Source organism: Cognatundibacterium rugosum (assembly GCF_014284365.1).
Classification (GTDB): Bacteria; Pseudomonadota; Gammaproteobacteria; order Burkholderiales; family Burkholderiaceae_D; genus Undibacterium; species Undibacterium rugosum.
Genome location: NZ_JACOGG010000020.1, coordinates 15,268 through 34,451, shown reverse-complemented (window position 1 = coordinate 34,451; position 19,184 = coordinate 15,268). Strand labels below are relative to the sequence as shown.

Sequence of the window (19,184 nt, the reverse complement as noted above, 5' to 3'; positions counted from 1 at the left end):
TTTGGGTGCTATGGCACTGTAGTGCTGATATCGTTCGCCAACAAGGACAAGCATGCATACGCTGCTGAAAAAACTCAACTGGAAACAGCAGGCGCCGACTGTCGTATTACACGCGGATGCAGCCCAGCTGGCGCTGCTGGATATACCTGCCGCTCATCCCTGTCTATTGCAAATGGACGCGCTGCAGCCTGCGCGGTTTTTCATCGTATTCGTTGCGACCCGGCAGCGTCTGGAGCAGGCACTGAGTGCTATCCTGCCGCAGGCAGAAGGTGATGCGATTCTGTGGATGGTCTATCCTAAAAAGAGTTCCGCTTTGTATGCGGGTGAGCTGAGCCGGGATCATGGCTGGGACAGCCTGCGGGCGGCGGGCTGGGATACGGTGCGTCAGGTCGCTTTTGATGAAGACTGGTCCGCACTGCGCTTTCGCCGGCTTGGTTTTATCGGTCAGTCCTGAGACGTAGCAGCGACCAAAGATACCAGAAAAAATCAGACAGTTTCTATGAAGGGGGTAAGGATGTTAAGTCCATATCACACTGGATTGTATTTACAACGTCTGCAGCTGGATCAGGCGCCACCGCCCGATCTGCAGGGTTTGCGCACGCTGCATCTGGCGCATCTGATGCAGATTCCATTTGAAAACCTGGACATCCGTGCCGGTCTGCCCATCAGTCTGGAGCAGGATGCCTTGCTGGAAAAAATGTTGCTGCGTCGGCGCGGTGGCTTTTGCTATGAGCTGAATCTGGCGTTTTCCTGGTTATTACAGACCTTGGGTTTTCAGGCTCGCTTATTATCGGCACGGGTATGGAATGGCAAAGCCTATGGACCGGAATTCGACCACATGCTGCTGGCCGTGCAGCTGGAGGCGCAATGCTGGATCGCAGATGTCGGATTTGGCGACAGCTTTCGCCAGCCTTTACTGCCTGCTGGCGCGGGGAATCAGGAGCTGGGTATCAGGTATCGCTGCGAGGCCGATGGTGCCCACTGGATATTGCTGCAGCAGAAAGCCGGACAGGCCGCCACACCACAGTACCGCTTTCAGACGCAGGCGTTCCAGCTTGACGATTTCCTGCCTATGTTCGCTTATCAGCAGACATCGCCAAACTCGCATTTCACGCAAAAGACCATCTGCTCCTTGCCGACGGCAGACGGCCGCATCAGCATCGCCGATCAGAAAATGATCGTGACCCAACATGGCAAACGCAGCGTGCACAGCATAGACAGCGAAGCCGACTACCATGCGCTGTTACAGCACAAGATGGGGATGTCAGCGCAGCAGTTGCCGCTGTTCCGGGCCCGCGTCCATGCCCAGGCTGAGTCTGCCGCTTCGCCTTAATCTATCATGCGCATTTTGAATTGACGGCCCTTGATCTGGCTGCGTGATAAACGCTGCAGCGTGTCGTGAGCGATAGCGCGTTCTATCGCCACATAGGTCACGAATTCAGATACATTGATTTTACCGACCTGGGCTTTTTGCAAACCCAGATCCGCACACAAGGCACCTAACAGATCGCCGGGACGCAGCTTGTCTTTCTTACCGCCCTGGATGCAGATCGTCATCATCGGTGCCTGCAGCAGACTCTCAGTCGCATCGCTGAGACTGTCCAGTTCCAGCCATTGCGCGCTGATACCTGAATATTCTTCGATCAGCCTGACCCATTTTTTTTCACCCGAGGTGGCCAGACTCAGCGCCAGTCCTTGCTCTCCGGCGCGCCCGGTACGTCCTATGCGGTGGATGTGTACTTCGCTGTCTTTGGAAATATCGACATTGATGACGGCGCCCAGATTTTGAATATCCAGTCCGCGTGCCGCCACATCGGTCGCCACCAGCACCGAGCAGCTTTGATTGGCAAAGCGTATCAGCACTTCATCGCGGTCGCGTTGTTCCATGTCGCCATGCAGCGCCAGTGCGCTGATGCCCTGAGCATTCAATTCTTCTGTCAGTTCGCGGCAATGGATTTTGGTATTACAGAATGCGATGCTGGAGCTGGGCTGGTAATGCAGTAACAGGCGTGCGACCGCCTGATTGCGGCCTTCCTGACTGACATGGAAAAAATGCTGCTCGATCTGATTACTGCTGTGCTGCGCCTCGATCTGTATCTCTTCCGGATCGCGCAGCAATTGCTCGCTGGCGGCGCGGATATCATCCGGATAGGTGGCAGAAAACAGCAGGGTTTGACGGCGTGGTGAACAGGCGCCGACGATCTCATAAATATCATCGTAGAAGCCCATATCCACCATGCGGTCAGCTTCATCCAGGACCAGGGTTTGCACTGCATTCAGTTGCAGGCTGCCGCGGCTGATGTGATCGATCAGGCGGCCCGGTGTGCCGACCACGATGTGGGCACCAAATTCCAATGAAGCCATTTGCGGACGCATCGGTGTGCCGCCGCACAAGGTCACGATTTTGACGTTTTCGATACGGCGCGCGAGGCGGCGTAATTCATTGGCGACCTGGTCGGCCAGCTCGCGCGTCGGGCAAATCACCAGTCCCTGCACTGCAAAGTAAGTGGGATTCAGTTTCGCCAGCATCCCCAGTCCGAATGCAGCCGTTTTGCCGCTGCCGGTTTTGGCTTGCGCAATCAGGTCACGTTGCTGCAGGATGATGGGCAGACTGGCAGCCTGAATCGGCGTCATCTGCTGATAGCCAAGACTGGCCAGATTATCCAGCAGCGCAGGCGCTAAGGGGAGGGAGGAGAAAGAGAGGGTATCAGACATGGTGTGGCTTTACAGAAGTGAGCAGGCAAACCGCCCGCCGGAAGCCGTATTGTAGGCGATGTGCGCCTACTTAGCCTCAGCAAGATTGCTGGCGCGGCTGGCTGAGCAGGCTGGCCAGGTCTGCATGTTGTGCTGATTGTTCAGCTAAATGATGCAACATACAAAACAAAAGTCCGCATGGAATAAGGCGTGCAGCCGCTTTTCGGGCTGCAGCCCAGTAAGGATGCGGACATTGGTTTTTAACGGTAGCTTTTCAGTGTAGTCTGTACAAAAAAAACGTGGTCCCTGTTTGCACAGGAGCCACGCTCTTTCACATCTTCTCAAATCTTTTGCAGACCGAACGACTTATTTCGCCGGATAGCGGATACGCATTTCCTTGAGCAGATTGTCGGCATGATCGACTTCCTGCATGACCCACAGCATGTAGCGGATATCCACATGGATGGCGCGGGTGATGGCGCTGTCGAAGTACCAGTCCTTGGTGATCGATTCATACGTGGAATCGAAATTCAGACCGATCAGCTCGCCGTTTTTATTCAGCACCGCAGAACCGGAGTTGCCACCGGTGGTATCCGCACTGGACAGGAAATTCACCGGTACCGTACCCAGCACCGAGTCTTTATACACACCGTAGCGTTTGTCTTTAATCGCTGCCAGCAAATTGTCCGGTGCGATGAAAGGCGTTTTGCCTGTGTGTTTTTCAACGATCCCTTCCACGGTCGTGAACGGGCCCTTAGTCACGCCATCGCGCGGGCTGTATGGTGCCACGGTGCCGTAAGTCACACGCAGCGTGGAGTTCGCATCCGGATACACCGGCTTGCCCTGGGATTGCTTCCACGCGATCACAGCCTGCATGTATTTGGGAATCACACGCTCCAGATTGCCATCGACTTCCTGGCGACGATCTTCCAGTTGCATGCCGATGTCATGCAATTTGACCGCCAGATGGATAAAGGCATCCTGGGAAGCGCGGAATTCTGCCGCATCTTTTTTCAGCCAGGCCAGGCGTTTTACGGTATCACCCAGTTCCGTCATAGGGTAAAACGCAGACACCGATTCCGGCAAAGGCAGCAATACATCCAGACCCTGAGGATGGGTTTTGGCAGCCAGTTTGTTATAGCGTTGTAAGCCAGCTGTGAAGCGGGCCTGATCCACGTTCGGCAGATAGGATTGCTCCAGACGGCTCAGACGCGCTGTGATGAAAGGCAGGTCACGTTGCTGGAAGCCGGCTTTGCGTTCTGCATCCGGTTTTTGATTTTCCAGTGCCAGACGGTACAGCGTGCGTGCGCTTTTCAGCAAATCGCTGTTGCTGGCCACGCTGTAGGCAAACTCTTCTTCGGTCAGTGCCATATCGCTGGCGATCACGGCATCCAGATCTTTGAGGAAGTCTTTATCGGCATAATGCTGCGCCACCCAGCTGCGGAATTCCGCATCCTGCGCATCCTTGATGGCGGCGATATCTTTACGTGCAAAACCCGCCAGCAAACCCTCGGTTTTTTTTAAGCGATTCTGTATGCCCTTGACCACGCTCGCATAGCGTACTTTGCCTTCGGCATTGCCAGCGGTGGCTGCCTCGATTACGGAAATATCGGAACGCGATTCAAACGCGCGGGCCGGATAGCTGACATCGCGCGCATAACGGATTTCTTCCGGCAGCTTGTAACGGCTGGTGAGGCCAGGATAGCCCGCCAGCAGAATAGGATCGCCGTTTTTCAGACCCTGAGCCGAAACCGTCAGAAAATCTTTAGACTGATAAGGCACATTGTCGGGCGATGGATCCGCCGGGCGGCCATCCTTGCCCACATAGGCACGCAGGAAGGCATAGTCGCCGGTGTGACGTGGCCATTCAAAGTTATCCACCTCACCACCGTAATTGCCTATCTTGTCTGACGGCGCATACACCAGACGCACATCACGTATCATCATCTGACGGATACGGTAGTACTCCAGCCCACGGTGAAAACTAGGGATAGAGCAGCGGTAGGCCTGGTCTTTTCCATCCGCCTGTTCACATTCTGCGATCAGGTTCTTGATGCGGTTTTCCACGTGCTCATGCCTTTGCTTGCCGCTCATGGATGGCGTGATGCCGCGCATGATTTGTTCCGTCACATTCTCCACCTTGTCGGTGATATACATGCGAGAATCCGGACCGGCCGGTAATTCCTGGGCCGGTGATTTCGCCAGGAAGCCATTGGCGATATAGTTTTTTTCTGCGCTGGAATTGCGCTGTACCGCGCCATACGCGCAGTGATGATTGGTCACCACCAGACCGGTTGGCGACACAAACGACGCCGAGCAACCACCCAGCGAAACGATCGCCGTCATCGGATGTTTGGACAGATCCGCCAGTTTTTCAGCCGGAATGGCGATACCGATACGCTTCAGTTCTGCCTTTAATTGCGGCAACTGATGTGGCTGCCATTGTCCTTCATCCGCCTGGACCAGCGGGCTGCTGGCCAAAGTCAGTCCGGCCAGCGCCAGACTCCATGCATACGATTGTTTCAACTTTTTCTCCGTCAGTGGTCAACAGCCCAGCCCCATCCTGAGGCCAGCCGATTGCGGTGGGGCAGCGCGACAGACGCTAATGCAGCACGCTGTACGCTGCTCTTCATTATGCAGGACGGCAACAGCTCCACATACTTGCCCATCCTGAGATCATGTCAGAACCCGGTTTCCAGACCCGCCGCCGCAGGAAAAGTTCCGGTAAAGGGTGAAATTTGACAGATATCCTTACGTGCGTAAAGAAAAAAAGAAAAGTTATTTACATTTTGACTTGGTTTTGTGGGGTGGGTGTGGGGAATGGCTTGCTTTAATAGGTAGGGGCCTAACTGGTAGATGTATTTTTATTTTGTTAGTATTGTTAAAGTGCAATATTCCCGAACCAAGTTGAGTTAGGTATCAATCTATGAAGTACACGGTAAATATTACTGATATTGAGCGAGCGTTGCGTGACCTTGGTGGTGAAGCGAGGGCAAAGGCAATTCAAGACAAAATACTGAAAGATCATTGCAGAGACGAAATTCCTGATAACTATCAGCACGAGAAATCGTTTCGCCAAACGATACAACGCAAGATAGAAGACTACTGCCCTCAAGCAGAAGGTTTCGACTTAAGTAAAAAAGAGCCTAAGTTTATCCGTGTTGGGCATGGAATTTATCGCCATGCAAGTGGCTCAAGCCAAAGAGAGTTTATGGTTGCCGAGGAAATCGAGAACCTTAAAGAGTTGAGTGAGGGGGCAAAGAAAACTATTTTAGTCAATGCATATGAACGCAGCGCTGAGGCTCGAAATAAATGTCTAAAATTCTACGGCTACGAATGCAAATGTTGTGGATTTAATTTTGAGAGAAAATACGGAGAATTAGGGAAATCATATATTCATGTCCATCACATTAAACCTTTGTCACAGGTCAAAGATACTTATGTCGTAAATCCCATCGAAGACCTAGTTCCAGTTTGTGCAAACTGCCACGCCATGATTCATCGAACTTCACCAGCTTTAACTATTGAAGAACTTAAAACTGAACTTAGAAGTTATACAGAGAACTAACATCACGTTTATTAGTAGAAGCATCCCGCAGTAAGAAACACAATTGATCTAGACATATGATTGATATTGGGCTTTTAATAAATTGAATCAGCTTTATACATTCAGGCAGATTCTGATATGGCCAGACGCCAACAACCCTATCTGAGACAGGCAGGCTTACGACCCGATGTCGATCCGGACTTTGCCAGCTATCCGTATTGCATACCCGCTGTGCGCGAGCTTGCAAATATCCGCTTTCATCCAAATGTGAGTTTCTTTGTCGGTGAAAATGGCAGCGGTAAGTCCACTGTGCTGGAGGCGATTGCGCTGGCGCTGGGATTCGGTCCTGAGGGCGGTACCCGCAATGTGCAGTTCCGTACCGCAGAGTCGGTCTCTTCGCTGCACGACAAGTTGCGGCTGGCGCGTGGTGTGCCGGTGCCGCGTGATGGTTACTTTCTGCGGGCTGAAAGTTTTTTCAATGTCGCTACCTATATGGATGAACTCAGCTATCTGGGCGAATATGGCGGCAAGTCTTTGCATACCCAGTCGCACGGCGAAGCGTTTATGGCGGTACTGCTTAATAAACTGAAGGGCAATGGGATTTATCTGCTGGACGAACCGGAAGCTGCTTTATCGCCGAACCGCCAGCTCGCGGCATTAAGTGCGATACACCAGCTGGTCGAGGATCAGTCGCAATTCATCATCGCCACCCATTCGCCAATCCTGCTGTCGTATCCGCATGCCACCATTTTCCAGTTCGACCGCAGTGGCATCAGCGAAGTCGCTTACGAAGACACGGAACACTATGCGGTGACCCGGGATTTTCTGAATCACTACCCGAGACGGCTGCAGCAGTTACTGGCGGATGAAGGGGATGCTTGTTAGGGCACATCGTTTGCTTGCACTTGCCATCAATACCTTGCCCTAAGTAATCCAATGGATTACACTCGGACTATGCTGACGACTATTACCGAGCTCCCAGAATACATCAAGCGTGCGGATGCGCTTTTGAGCGAGTCTGAGCGTAAAGCAGTCATTGATTACCTGTCGGAATTTCCAAAAGCAGGTGATTTAATGGAGGGAACCGGCGGCATTCGTAAATTACGCTGGGGGCGTGGCAACAAGGGGAAAAGTGGTGGTGTGCGTGTGATTTACTATTTTCACGATGAGCGCATTCCTTTGTATTTGCTCACTCTTTTTGGAAAAAACGAACAAGCGAATTTATCCAGGTCGGATCGACATTTTCTGGCGCAGTTAGTTGATATGCTCGTTAAGTCAGCATTGGGGAAATAATATGACTAAAGCATTTGAAAGTATCAGGCAGGGATTACAGGAAGCGATAGCGCATACTCAGGGTAAGGACGTCGCAGTGCGTACGCATCGTCCTGCAGAAATTGATGTCGCGCAGTTACGCCGTAGTCTGGGGCTAACGCAAATGGAATTTGCGGCCAAATTTAGTATCAGTATCGGCACCCTGCGTCACTGGGAACGCGGTGACCGCTCTCCGCATGGTCCGGCTTTAGCATTGCTGCACGTTGTGGCAAAAGAGCCGCAAGCGGTGTTACGTGCACTTGGATGAGCAGCCAGCCTGTTCGAATGGTATCGCGGGCTGAGCGCGATACCAACCGGTGACACAGTATGCTGCTGTGTCTGACTGTCTCTTGCTTACTCCGCCAGCATCTCGCGTTTTACACGGCGGCTGATTTCCCAGTCCAGTTCTTTATTGCGTTTTTTTTCCAGCGCGTCGATATGGCGCAGTTTTTTGCCTTCGACAAATTCACCCGACAAAATCAGGCGTGGCTTGGTCGCCGCAGAAATCATGCCCTGCGTGGCCCAGGCTGAACGTGGCAACACGGAGCCTGCGAAGATGCCATAGTCTTTGCCGCAGCTGATGCCTTTTTCACCGACCACTGATTCACCGGCTTTGATGTATTTTGCGGCATACAAGGTGGCTGCCGTCGCGATCCAGCGGCCCGCATGGATTTCACCGAACAAGGCGCTGATTTCGCCCTTGGCGCGTATGCTGCCCCAGGCGGTGATGTCGCCCTGGCTGCCGATTGCTCCCGCTTCGATATTGCCCTGGCTGATGATCTCACCGGCGAACAGGCTGCCTTCGACTTCGATATGGGTTTCGCTGAATACTTCACCCTGGCAGTTGCAATCGCCTGTCACATGGATGCTGGCAGCGGCCAGATGGCCACCGACGAACTGCACTTCTGAGGCTTCCAGATCTTCATCCAGTTGCAGGTTGCCGTGACAATCCAGATCGGCGCAGGACAGATAGCCCAGGCATTGAATATCGCCAAAACCGCCGAACACATCGTGATGTGCCTGGCGTGCAGCAATCGCCGGATGGACCAGCAGGTCAATGAAGCTCTGGCCTTCAGCCAGTTTGCGCTGATCCAGCTCTAATACACGCGCCATCCATTCGGCGCTGCAGCCGGTTTTGATGAGGAATTCCACATCGATATGTCCGCCTACGTCCAGCGTATGGCCGACGTATAAGGATTGGACCTGTACATCGCCGGTCACGGTCAGTTTGCCGAGGCAAAAAACTTCTTCTGCGATCAGGTCGCCATCGATCAGTAAATCACCGCCGACGATCAGCTGGGTGGTGATGATGACATCGCCCAGGATATGCACGTCACCGGTGCTGGCAAATTGTTTACGCTTCAGGCTTTTTGCCTGCACCGGTTCCGGCGCAGGTAACACTGGCGCTGCAGGCTTGGCAGTTTTTCTGGTGCGGGAGGTGGCAGCGATTTTCGTCATGACGGACCTTAATTGAGATGAGCCTATTAATCGCCAAATTATCCGACAAATTAACAGGTAAAAGAAATATTGCAGCATTATCCCAGAGCCGGCAATGCTTGGGCGATTACGCAGAAACAAATCTGGATGTTCTTGCCTAAATAAAGCATATAAACAAAATCAGGATGCGCTGACTGCGCTACCGGCTAAGGTCAGTGGACCAATACTGCGACTCATGTTGCTCCTATGTTACAAGGATTGAGTTCCGGGCCGGATAGGAGTTATAATGCAAATCATTCTCATTTATTGTTTTGAGGCTGCAGTAACTCCATGCCAGCAGGGAAAACAGGGTATTGGTGCACATCCAGCACGCCTCAACTTTCCCCGTCTGTACGGACAATGTTTGCCTCAGCCCACTGATCGTCTTTGTTTCCCCAGGCAATCATTACCGGAATTTGTATGTCATTTTTTAATAAAATTGCGCTATTCAAGACTGTACACATCTCTCCCAGTCCGTTACTCAGATGCTTACCTGTGGCAATCGTCGGTTTGCTGTCTGCATGTGGTGGAAGCTCAGGTGGCCAGAGTCAGTCTGAAGTTCAGGCGCCGCAGATGAGCGCAGCAGCGCTGGTCGGGGAAAAGATTTTCAAAGACAGCAGTTTGTCCGCCTCAGGGAAAATGTCATGTGCAACTTGCCATCTTCCTGAGAATGCTTACGCTCAAACGAATGATCTTTCTGTGCAATTAGGTGGCAGCGACATGAGCGTACCCGGGTTGCGCGCGGTTCCTTCTTTGCGCTACTTACATTTGACACCTGCTTTTGGTTTCGACAAAGACGGCAAAGCAAAAGGGGGATTTACGCATGACGGAAGCGCCGATACGCTGGCATCCCAGGCAGAGACACCGCTGCTGGCCGCTCATGAGATGGCCAATACAGATCGTGCAAGCGTCGTCGAGAAATTAAAACGCAGCACTTACGTCAATGAATTCAAAGCTGCATTTGGCACCGGTATTTTTGATAATACCAACGCGGCATTTGAGCGTTTACTGTTCGCTTTGCAGCAATACCAGAAAGAGGATGCGGATTTTCATCCATATGACTCGAAATATGACCAATTCCTGGCGGGCAAGGTAAAACTCAGTGATGCGGAACTACGTGGCTTAGCTCTTTTCAATAACCCGCAAAAAGGGAATTGCGCTGCGTGTCATACCAGTGCTAAGGGGAGTGATGGCAGTCTGCCAGTGTTTACCGATTACTCCTACGATAATCTCGGTGTCCCAAGGAACCGTTCTATTCCCGCTACTGCAGATAGCAGCTATTTTGATTTTGGTTTGTGTGGTGTGGATCGTCAGGATTTAAAAAAACGAACCGATTTATGTGGTGCATTTAAAGTGCCCACCTTGCGTAATGTTGCGACCCGGAAGGTATTTTTTCATAACGGACAAATGCATAGCTTACGTGATGCCGTCAATTTTTATGTGCGCCGCGACACCAATCCTGAAGAATGGTTTCCGGTGATGACAGATGGCACTGTGTGGAAATTCAATGATTTACCGCCTGATTACATCGCGAACGTAAATACAAAAGAAGTCCCCTACAACAGACAGCGCGGTATGGCTGCCGCATTAACAGCAGACGAAGTCGAGGATGTCCTGAAATTCCTGTCAACGTTGAGTGACGGGTATAAGCCCTGATCGCTGCAGATAAAATTTTTAAATTGAAAGACGATAATGAAAAAAAATATGTTGACCCAGGCCATTTGCGGTGCACTCATCTCTTCCGCATGTATTGCTCCAGCCTATGCCGGTGAAGCGGAGCTGTTACAGAAAATAGAAAAGCTGGCTGCTGAGCTGGACGCGATCAAGGCGGAACTGGCCGCCAGTCGTAAAAAAAACGAGCCGGGTACAGAAGCACCGCAGACAGTGAATCAATCAGCAGCTGCAGCGGTACCGGTCTCCACTAATGTCGACGTGCAGATTCAAGAGTTAAGAAAAGAATTGACTAAGACCGTGATCAGTGGCTATGGCGAAGTGGCATATTCGCGACCACGTAACGCCAGTGATCAGGCGCAGACAGATGTGAAACGTGCGGTCATCGGTGTTACCCATCGCTTTGATAGTAAAACAAAAATGGTCGCCGAATTTGAATGGGAACATGCTATCGCCTCTAAAAGCGATGATGGCGAAGCTGCCGTTGAGCAGTTGTACGTGGAACATGAGCTCAAGCCTGGCTTATCCGCAAAGGCAGGCTTGTTTCTGATACCGACAGGTTTCATGAATACCAGCCACGAGCCTACGGCTTTCTATGGAGTACATCGAAACTTTGTTGAAACCGCGATTATCCCGACTACGTGGAGAGAAGCGGGTTTGGGGATGTCTGGTTCGCACTTAAACGGCGTTAGCTGGGACTTGGGACTGACCACAGGATTCAATTTGACCAAGTGGGACGCCGCTTCAGCTGATGGCAGGGAGTCTCCGTTAGGTGCGATTCATCAGGAGGGGCAAAATGCTAAATCAAAAGATTTGAGTTTGCATGCTGCACTGAACTGGCGTGGTGTACCTGGACTGTTAGTGGGTGGGTCAGCATTCTCAGGAAAAGCGGGGCATGGTACTAAAGCTTTTGCAGCAAATGATGCCCGTGTCACGCTGTGGGAACTGCATGGCAGATATAATCCGGGCCCACTGGACTTAAGTGCTTTGTATGCGCGCGGTACAATCAGCAACACGGCTGACTTGAATTTGACATTTGTTGGGAATCCAAATCCTGTGCCTTCTGCCTTTGCCGGGTGGTATGTACAAGCGGCCTACCTGACATGGAAAGACAGCGATTACAGCCTGACTCCATTTGTGCGCTACGAACAGTTTAATACGGCTAAGTCGTATGCCCCCGTACCTTTAGGATTAGGTGTCTTGTCGACTGATGATGAGAAAGTGATAACCTTCGGTCTGAGTTTCAAAATCGGTGAAGGCGTTGTTGTAAAAACCGATTATCAGAAGTTCCGTCAGGATAATAGCCGCGACCGCTATAATCTTGGTGTCGGGTATGCTTTTTGAAGCCGACATGCCAGTGCAATTGGTGCTGGCATTTCCCTTTTATCATAGAACATGAATCAGCTTGCTCCTCTTTCTCTGGTACTGTTGGCAACCGCCAGCGGTAACGCATTGGCAACTCAGTACCTCAGTCCGGAGCAGGCGCAACAAGTCATTTTTCCCGAAGCGACGCTTTTCAAGGCACAGCCTGTGCAGTTAACGCTGGATCAAATGAAGCAGGTCGAGAAGCTGGCGGCTGTACCTGCCCGCTCTGTTTCCTGGCGTGTTGTCCAGGCGTACAAAGATGATAAATTATTAGGGTATATTTTCTTTGATGACGTCATTGGCAAGTTTGAACTGATTTCCTATGCAGTAGGGTTGCAAGCAGATGGCTTGGTGCGTCAGGTAGAGATTATGGCGTATCGCGAAAGTCATGGTTTTGAAATCCGCAACGCCAATTGGAGGAAACAATTCATTGGCAAAAACGCTGGTGCAGGCATGCAGATAGGAGATGGCATCGCCAATATCAGTGGTGCTACTTTGTCTTGCTCGCATGTAACCGACGGTGTACGCCGTATTGCCGCTATTGTTCAGGTGCTTTATAAAAAATGATACGGCGAGCTCAGCCCTGGTTAGGCACGCTGGTAGAAGTCGCGATTTGGGATGCGCCAACGGAAGTAGCGCCGGACTGGTCTGCAGCTATACAGGCAGCATTTCAGGTGATCGCGCAAATTCACACATGCATGAGCTATCACAGCGAAGGTAGTGATATATATGCATTCAATCGGGCTAAGACAGGCACCTGTCTCCAGTTACATCCTCATACTGCTGCGGTGCTTCAGACTGCTCTTCAGTTGCAACAACAAACAGGTGGAATTTTTGATCTGCGCGTCGCCAGCAGATTGGCCCGCCTTGGATTACTGCCTTCGCAGACCAGGGTGCCACAGTATGTTCCTGATCAGCAGGCTTTTCGTTTTGTTGATGACCTGTGCATTGAAAAATTAAGGGATGACTGGCTGGATGTGGGCGGGATTGCTAAAGGCTATGCGGTTGATCAGGCTACCAAGGTCTTGAAAAATTTTGCGGTACAGCGTGCCTGTATTAATGCCGGAGGTGATTTAGGGGTAATTGGTGAACATACGATATCTATTCGTGACCCACAATTTCCAACCCATATGGCAATGTCGTTGACACTGAATCAGCAATGTATCGCGAGTTCAGCCAGCTATTTTTCTGAACGTAATAGAAACACAGATCTGGTTGAAACAGGAGCAGCCTCTGTACTGATTGATGGACGTAACGGGGATCAAATAAGTGGCGGGAAAAGCTATAGTGTTATTGCTGATCAATGTATGATCGCCGACGCCTTAACTAAGCTGATTGCCGCCACCGGGAACCCGGCAGACGCCTGCCTTGATTTATGGGGCGCGAGGGCGATAATTCTGCCATCCTGACTGCCAAATGATTTTTGCTCATGCGTACAAACAAACACACTTTGCATCCTCACCGTTCTTCACGCTCTTCGCCACAGCCCAGATATCGTCTGGAAAACTGGCACAGGCGCAGTCTGTACGTACTGTTTGCTGGTCTGACCGTAAGCGGACTGATATGGCTGACCGCTCATTTTTTCTTACGAACTGTGGGTGAATTTGGAGAGAGTATACATCCGGCTGAACACTGGAGTATGCAGGTCCATGGGGCATTGATCATCCCTTTGGTGTTCCTGGTTGGCAGTATGTTGTTCCAGCACATGAGGCGAGCGCATTTAGGCAGGCACAATCATTACAGCGGCTGGACGATGTTGCTGTTCTTGTGTTGGCTACAAATTTCCGGTTACGGGCTGTATTATTTTGCCAGCGAACAGCTGCGTCCGGTCTGGTCCGTGTTGCATTGGATTCCGGGCCTGCTGTTACCCGGAATCCTGTACGTGCATATACGGCTGGGCCGCAGACTCTGAACACTTGTTACAGATTCGGTGCCAGCCAGCGTTCCACATCTGACTTGGCTACGCCACGGCGGCTGGCCATGTCGCTGACCTGGTCATCACCGATTTTGCCGACGCTGAAGTATTTGGAATCAGGATGCGCGAAGTAGAAACCTGAGACGGCAGCGCCAGGGATCATGGCCCAGGATTCGGTCACATACATCTCGATATCCTGACACTGCATTTGCGAAAACATCTCGGTTTTTACCGTGTGTTCCGGGCAGGCCGGATAGCCGGGAGCAGGGCGGATGCCGCGATAGTTTTCGCGTATCAGCTCTTCATTGCTCAGTTGCTCGTTGGCCGCATATCCCCACAAATCGGTACGCACACGCTCATGCAGATACTCGGCAAAGGCTTCGGCCAGACGGTCAGCCAGCGATTTCAGCATGATGCTGCTGTAGTCGTCATGCGCATCTTCAAAGCGTTTTTCGTGTTTTTCTATACCCAGACCGGCAGTCACGGCGAACATCCCTATGTAGTCGGCGATACCGCTGGTTTTAGGCGCAATGAAGTCGGCCAGACATTGATTCGGGCGCTGGATTTTTTGTCCATCAGGGCCATCGACGATCGGTTTTTCGGTTTGCTGGCGCACGCCGTAATAGGTGAACGCAACTTCGCTGCGGCTGTCATCGGTATAGATTTCTATATCGTCTTCATTCACGCTGTTGGCTGGCAGTAGTGAGACGATGCCATTGGCAGTGAGCCAGCGACCTTCGATGATTTTTTTCAGCATGGCCTGACCTTCGGCATACACCTTGGTCGCGGCATCGCCGACGATGTCATCGCTCAGGATGGCAGGGAAAGGTCCGGCCAGATCCCAGGTCTGGAAGAACGGACCCCAGTCTATGTAGTTAGCGATGGTGGCCAGATCGACATTTTTAAATACACGGCGGCCGATGAATTTCGGTTTCACCGGTGCTTCCGCGCCGCTGAATGAAACCCGCATCTTATTGGCGCGTGCCTGTTCCAGCGTCAGCATAGGCGTGGTTTTTTTATTCGCATGCTGAATCCGGATACGTTCGTAATCGCTGCCGAGTTCGGTGATGTATTGCTCGCGGCTTTCCGGGGTCAGCAGCGATTGCGCGACCGATACGGAGCGCGAGGCATCCGGTACATACACGACCGGACCTTCATAATTCGGCGCTATCTTGACCGCAGTATGGGCGCGGCTGGTGGTGGCGCCGCCGATTAGCAGCGGGATCTTCATCATGCGGAAATGCGGATCACGTTGCATCTCTTTGGCGACATAGGCCATTTCTTCCAGCGATGGTGTGATCAGACCGGACAAGCCGATGATGTCGGCATTTTCTGCCTTGGCTTTGGCCAGAATTTCTGAGCAGGGCACCATCACGCCCATGTTCACCACTTCAAAGTTATTACATTGCAGGACCACGGTCACGATGTTTTTACCGATGTCATGCACGTCACCTTTGACGGTGGCAATCACAATTTTGCCTTTTGGTTTGTGATCGCCGCTGCGTTTCTTTTCTTCTTCGATGAAAGGCACCAGATGCGCCACGGCCTGCTTCATCACGCGTGCGGATTTGACCACCTGTGGCAAGAACATTTTGCCTTGTCCGAACAGGTCACCGACGATATTCATACCGTCCATCAGCGGACCTTCGATGACCTGGATAGGGCGCTCAAATTGCTGGCGTGCCTGTTCGGTGTCTTCCACTATCCACTGTGTGATGCCGTGTACCAGCGCATGGGCCAGACGTTTTTCTACCGGGTCATTGCGCCATTCCAGCGTCGCTTCTTCTTTTTTACCGCCAGCTTTGAGGGTGGCAGCAAATTCGATCATGCGCTCAGTCGCGTCATCGCGCCGGTTCAGCACGACGTCCTCGACCCGTTCGCGCAGTTCAGGATCGAGCTCGCTATACACCCCTACCATGCCCGCATTCACTATGCCCATGGTCATGCCAGCCTGAATCGCGTGATACAGGAACACGGTATGGATGGCTTCGCGTGCCGGATCATTGCCACGGAAAGAGAAGCTCACATTCGATACGCCGCCGCTGATTTTAGCGCCCGGCAGATTTTGATGTATCCAGCGCGTCGCTTCGATAAAGTCTACCGCGTAGTTATTGTGTTCTTCGATACCGGTCGCGACCGCAAAGATATTCGGATCAAAAATAATATCCTGGGGATCGAACTGAATCTGATCGACCAACAGACGGTATGCGCGTTCGCAGATTTCCGTCTTACGTGCATAGGTATCGGCCTGACCGGTTTCGTCGAATGCCATCACGATCACGGCTGCACCATAGCGTTTGCACAGGGTGGCCTGACGCAGGAATTCGGCCTCACCTTCTTTCATGGAGATCGAATTCACGATCGCCTTACCCTGTACGCATTTCAGACCCGCTTCGATCACCGACCATTTGGATGAGTCGATCATGATAGGGACGCGCGCAATATCAGGTTCCGAGGCGATCAGATTCAGGAAGCGTGTCATCGCCGCCAGCGAATCAAGCATCGCTTCATCCATATTGATGTCGATGATCTGAGCACCGTTTTCTACCTGCTGACGTGCGACCGCCAATGCCTCATCGTATTGCTCGTTCAGGATCAGACGCGCAAAGGCTTTGGAACCGGTCACGTTAGTACGTTCACCGACATTGACGAACAGGCTGTCCTGATCGATGGTGAACGGTTCCAGTCCGGACAGGCGCATGGCTGGCGCGATCTGCGGTAACTGGCGCGGCGCCTGGGTTTGCAGCAGATCGGCGATGGCCTTGATATGCGCTGGCGTGGTGCCGCAGCAGCCACCGGCGATGTTGATGAAGCCGGCTTGGGCGAATTCTTTGAGCAGGGCCGAAGTATCTGCTGGCAGCTCGTCAAAGCCGGTGTCGCTCATGGGGTTGGGCAAACCCGCATTCGGATAAATACAGACAAAGGTGTCGGCGATTTTGGATAATTCTTCGGCATACGGACGCATCAGCGTGGCACCGAGTGCACAGTTCAGGCCGATGGTGAGCGGTTTGGCATGGCGTACAGAATTCCAAAAAGCAGGTACGGTTTGTCCCGACAGGATACGGCCGGAGGCATCGGTGACGGTACCGGAGATCATGATAGGCAGACGTTGGCCGCTTTCTTCGAAATACTGATCAATGGCGAACAGCGCGGCTTTACAGTTGAGTGTATCGAAGATGGTTTCGACCAGCAGCACATCGGCGCCGCCATCTACCAGGCCGCGTACCTGCTCGTGGTAAGCCGTGACCAGTTGATCAAAGGTGACATTACGCGCTGCCGGATCATTCACATCAGGGGAGATGGAGGCGGTCTTAGGGGTTGGCCCCAGTGCGCCCGCGACAAAACGTGGCTTGTCCGGGGTCGAGTATTTATCGCAGGCTGCACGTGCAATTCTGGCCGATGCCACGTTCATCTCATAGGCCAGATGCGCCATATGGTAGTCGTCCTGCGCGACCGTGGTGGCACCGAAGGTATTGGTCTCGATCAGATCCGCACCGGCCGCCAGGTATTGTTCATGGATTTCAGCGATCACATCGGGGCGGGTCAGCGACAGTAATTCGTTATTCCCTTTGACGAACAGCTCACGTACGCCTTCAGGGCCGGTGAAGTCTTGAAAACGCTCGCCGCGGTAATCGGCTTCGGTCAGTTTGTAACGCTGGATCATGGTGCCCATCGCGCCATCCAGGATCAGGATGCGTTGTTGCAGCAGGGTGCGCAAACGGGTTTCGGTAGCAGAGACAGGCACAGTTGTAGTCATGATGTTTACTCGTTCAACAAGGAGGTGGGCGCTACGCGGCGTTTGATTGCCGGTGTCAGTCATCCAGACTGCTGCGCTTTGCGTCCTGATAATAAAAAACCCGATCGGCTGATGCATGCATGCGGATCGGGTCGGGTCCTTTTAGCAGCATTTATTATGCGCCCGCAATCTGAATCTCAAATCGGCGCTGAGGGGAAATTATACGTCAAATCAAGGGCTTGGACCCCTCAGGCTCGCCGTTTGCGGGATTTTGTTTATACATTTTGAGCAGATGCTTATGATCTTTATGCAAAAAACCACAGTCTGTTTGCAAGCAGTTCACACAATTCCCTTGCTGCGGGCGCGATCGTTTGTGCTGTCTTTCAGTGAAAAATTAACGAAAAAAAAAGCATATCCTCAACAGAGAGATATGCCGAAAGGGAATTGACATGGAAGCTAAAAGGAATCAGCGTCTACGCCTGCCAGTATCTGGCAGGCGTAGACTAGAGTACTTACTTGTGTTTTGTATGCCGGGTCACAAACAGGCTGGCGATGACAGAGCCGCCCAGAATGGTGCCGATGACCATTAAAGAGATACCGGTTGGTACATGCATCCATTCGACAATGAGCATCTTGATACCGACGAACATCAGCACAAAAGCCAGACCGAATTTCAACAGATGGAAGCGATCGGCCATATCTGCCAGCAAGAAGTACAGAGCACGCAAGCCCATGATGGCGAAGATATTCGACGTGAATACGATAAAGGGATCGGTCGTCACTGCAAAAATCGCCGGAATCGAATCCACCGCAAAAATCACATCTGAAATTTCTATCAGTATCAATACCAGCAGCAAGGGCGTGAAAACACGTTTGCCGTTTTCTTTGATGCTGAATTGTTCACCGTGAAATTCTTTGGTAAAAGGCAGTATTTTTTTTGCCAGGCGCAGTACCGGATTGGCTTCGATATCCGGTTCCTGTTCAACGCTGACCAGCATACGGAAACCGGTAATCAGCAGGAATACGCCAAACAGATACAGTACCCAGGAAAACTGCGTTACGACCCAGCTGCCTGCCAGCACCATGATGATACGCATGATGATTGCGCCCAGTACGCCGTAGAGCAAGACTTTACGCTGATGTTGTGGCGGCACGTTGAAGTGCGCGAAGATCATCAGGAAGACGAACACATTGTCGACCGACAGTGATTTTTCTATCACGTAGCCGGTCAAAAATTCCATCGCCTTGGCAGTCGCCAGCTCACGGCCTAAGGTTTCAGTCAGATACATCCACAGACCGAAATCGAAGGCCATTGCCAGTGCCACCCAGACGATGGACCAGCCCGCCGCTTCCCGGACGCTGACTTTATGTGCTTTAGAGCCGCCCAGCGCGAATACGTCGACGGCTAACATAGCTAACACAAAAGCGATAAATACGGCCCACATCCAGGGCTGTGCGACGGAATGCAT

At 52.0% G+C, this 19,184-nt stretch carries 16 protein-coding genes; 11 read left to right on the top strand and 5 right to left on the bottom strand.

All coding sequences use genetic code 11. From position 1 onward, the window contains the following. Nucleotides 1-52: 52 nt before the first annotated feature. Together H8K47_RS15510 and H8K47_RS15505 are read left to right on the top strand one after the other, a co-directional pair. Nucleotides 53-454: a hypothetical protein gene (locus H8K47_RS15510; protein ID WP_186882312.1), complete on the top strand. Its 402-nt coding sequence runs from the start codon at nt 53-55 to the stop codon at nt 452-454. 60 nt (nt 455-514) lie between these two features. Then, nucleotides 515-1,333, top strand: coding sequence for an arylamine N-acetyltransferase family protein (locus H8K47_RS15505; RefSeq protein WP_186882311.1), 819 nt, complete (start codon nt 515-517; stop codon nt 1,331-1,333). On the opposite strand, the gene dbpA is transcribed toward H8K47_RS15505, so the two are convergent. Further along, nucleotides 1,330-2,715, bottom strand: coding sequence for an ATP-dependent RNA helicase DbpA (gene dbpA / locus H8K47_RS15500; protein ID WP_162019468.1), 1,386 nt, complete (start codon nt 2,713-2,715; stop codon nt 1,330-1,332). The genes H8K47_RS15505 and dbpA overlap by 4 nt on opposite strands. Nucleotides 2,716-3,060: 345 nt before the next feature. Then, the gene (locus H8K47_RS15495; RefSeq protein ID WP_408057906.1) at nt 3,061-5,196 is read right to left on the bottom strand and encodes a S46 family peptidase; all 2,136 of its coding nucleotides are present in this window, start codon (nt 5,194-5,196) and stop codon (nt 3,061-3,063) included. A gap of 424 nt (nt 5,197-5,620) precedes the next feature. Here H8K47_RS15495 and H8K47_RS15490 point away from each other — a divergent pair, with 424 nt between their 5' ends. The 4 genes from H8K47_RS15490 (at nt 5,621) to H8K47_RS15475 (ending at nt 7,820) form a co-directional block, all read left to right on the top strand. Continuing rightward, entirely contained in the window at nt 5,621-6,262 is a 642-nt protein-coding gene (locus H8K47_RS15490) for an HNH endonuclease (protein ID WP_186882310.1), read from the top strand. Between the two features lie 117 nt (nt 6,263-6,379). Next, complete coding sequence (locus H8K47_RS15485) at nt 6,380-7,126, top strand: AAA family ATPase (protein WP_186882309.1); 747 nt, start codon at nt 6,380-6,382, stop codon at nt 7,124-7,126. A 69-nt stretch (nt 7,127-7,195) separates the two neighbouring features. Beyond that, entirely contained in the window at nt 7,196-7,534 is a 339-nt protein-coding gene (locus H8K47_RS15480) for a type II toxin-antitoxin system RelE/ParE family toxin (protein ID WP_186882308.1), read from the top strand. Nucleotide 7,535: 1 nt separating this feature from the next. Further along, nucleotides 7,536-7,820 carry a helix-turn-helix domain-containing protein gene (locus tag H8K47_RS15475; RefSeq protein WP_186882307.1) on the top strand — a complete coding sequence of 95 codons (285 nt, stop codon included), beginning with the start codon at nt 7,536-7,538 and terminating at the stop codon, nt 7,818-7,820. Nucleotides 7,821-7,906: 86 nt separating this feature from the next. Here the strand turns inward: H8K47_RS15475 and H8K47_RS15470 are convergent, their stop codons facing one another. After that, entirely contained in the window at nt 7,907-9,010 is a 1,104-nt protein-coding gene (locus tag H8K47_RS15470; RefSeq protein ID WP_186882306.1) for a hypothetical protein, read from the bottom strand. Between the two features lie 591 nt (nt 9,011-9,601). On the opposite strand from H8K47_RS15470, the gene H8K47_RS15465 reads away from it, so the two are divergent. The 5 genes from H8K47_RS15465 to H8K47_RS15445 are packed head-to-tail and all read left to right on the top strand — an operon-like array spanning nt 9,602 to nt 13,976. Continuing rightward, on the top strand, nt 9,602-10,684 hold the full coding sequence (locus H8K47_RS15465; RefSeq protein ID WP_230405288.1) for a cytochrome-c peroxidase: 1,083 nt from the start codon (nt 9,602-9,604) through the stop codon (nt 10,682-10,684). Nucleotides 10,685-10,720: 36 nt separating this feature from the next. Continuing rightward, nucleotides 10,721-12,043 (top strand): hypothetical protein, encoded by a 1,323-nt coding sequence (locus H8K47_RS15460; RefSeq protein WP_186882304.1) that lies wholly within the window; start codon nt 10,721-10,723, stop codon nt 12,041-12,043. 51 nt (nt 12,044-12,094) lie between these two features. Continuing rightward, nucleotides 12,095-12,631: an FMN-binding protein gene (locus H8K47_RS15455; RefSeq protein WP_186882303.1), complete on the top strand. Its 537-nt coding sequence runs from the start codon at nt 12,095-12,097 to the stop codon at nt 12,629-12,631. Continuing rightward, a complete protein-coding gene (locus H8K47_RS15450) occupies nt 12,628-13,473 on the top strand; it encodes an FAD:protein FMN transferase (protein WP_186882302.1) in 846 nt (281 codons plus the stop codon). The genes H8K47_RS15455 and H8K47_RS15450 overlap by 4 nt, the downstream gene beginning before the upstream one ends. Before the next feature lie 20 nt (nt 13,474-13,493). Continuing rightward, nucleotides 13,494-13,976 carry a DUF4405 domain-containing protein gene (locus tag H8K47_RS15445; protein WP_230405287.1) on the top strand — a complete coding sequence of 161 codons (483 nt, stop codon included), beginning with the start codon at nt 13,494-13,496 and terminating at the stop codon, nt 13,974-13,976. A 7-nt stretch (nt 13,977-13,983) separates the two neighbouring features. Here H8K47_RS15445 and metH read toward each other — a convergent pair whose 3' ends face one another. Then, nucleotides 13,984-17,736 carry a methionine synthase gene (gene metH, locus H8K47_RS15440; RefSeq protein WP_186882301.1) on the bottom strand — a complete coding sequence of 1,251 codons (3,753 nt, stop codon included), beginning with the start codon at nt 17,734-17,736 and terminating at the stop codon, nt 13,984-13,986. A gap of 491 nt (nt 17,737-18,227) precedes the next feature. Next, nucleotides 18,228-19,184: a TerC family protein gene (locus H8K47_RS15435; protein WP_186882325.1), complete on the bottom strand. Its 957-nt coding sequence runs from the start codon at nt 19,182-19,184 to the stop codon at nt 18,228-18,230.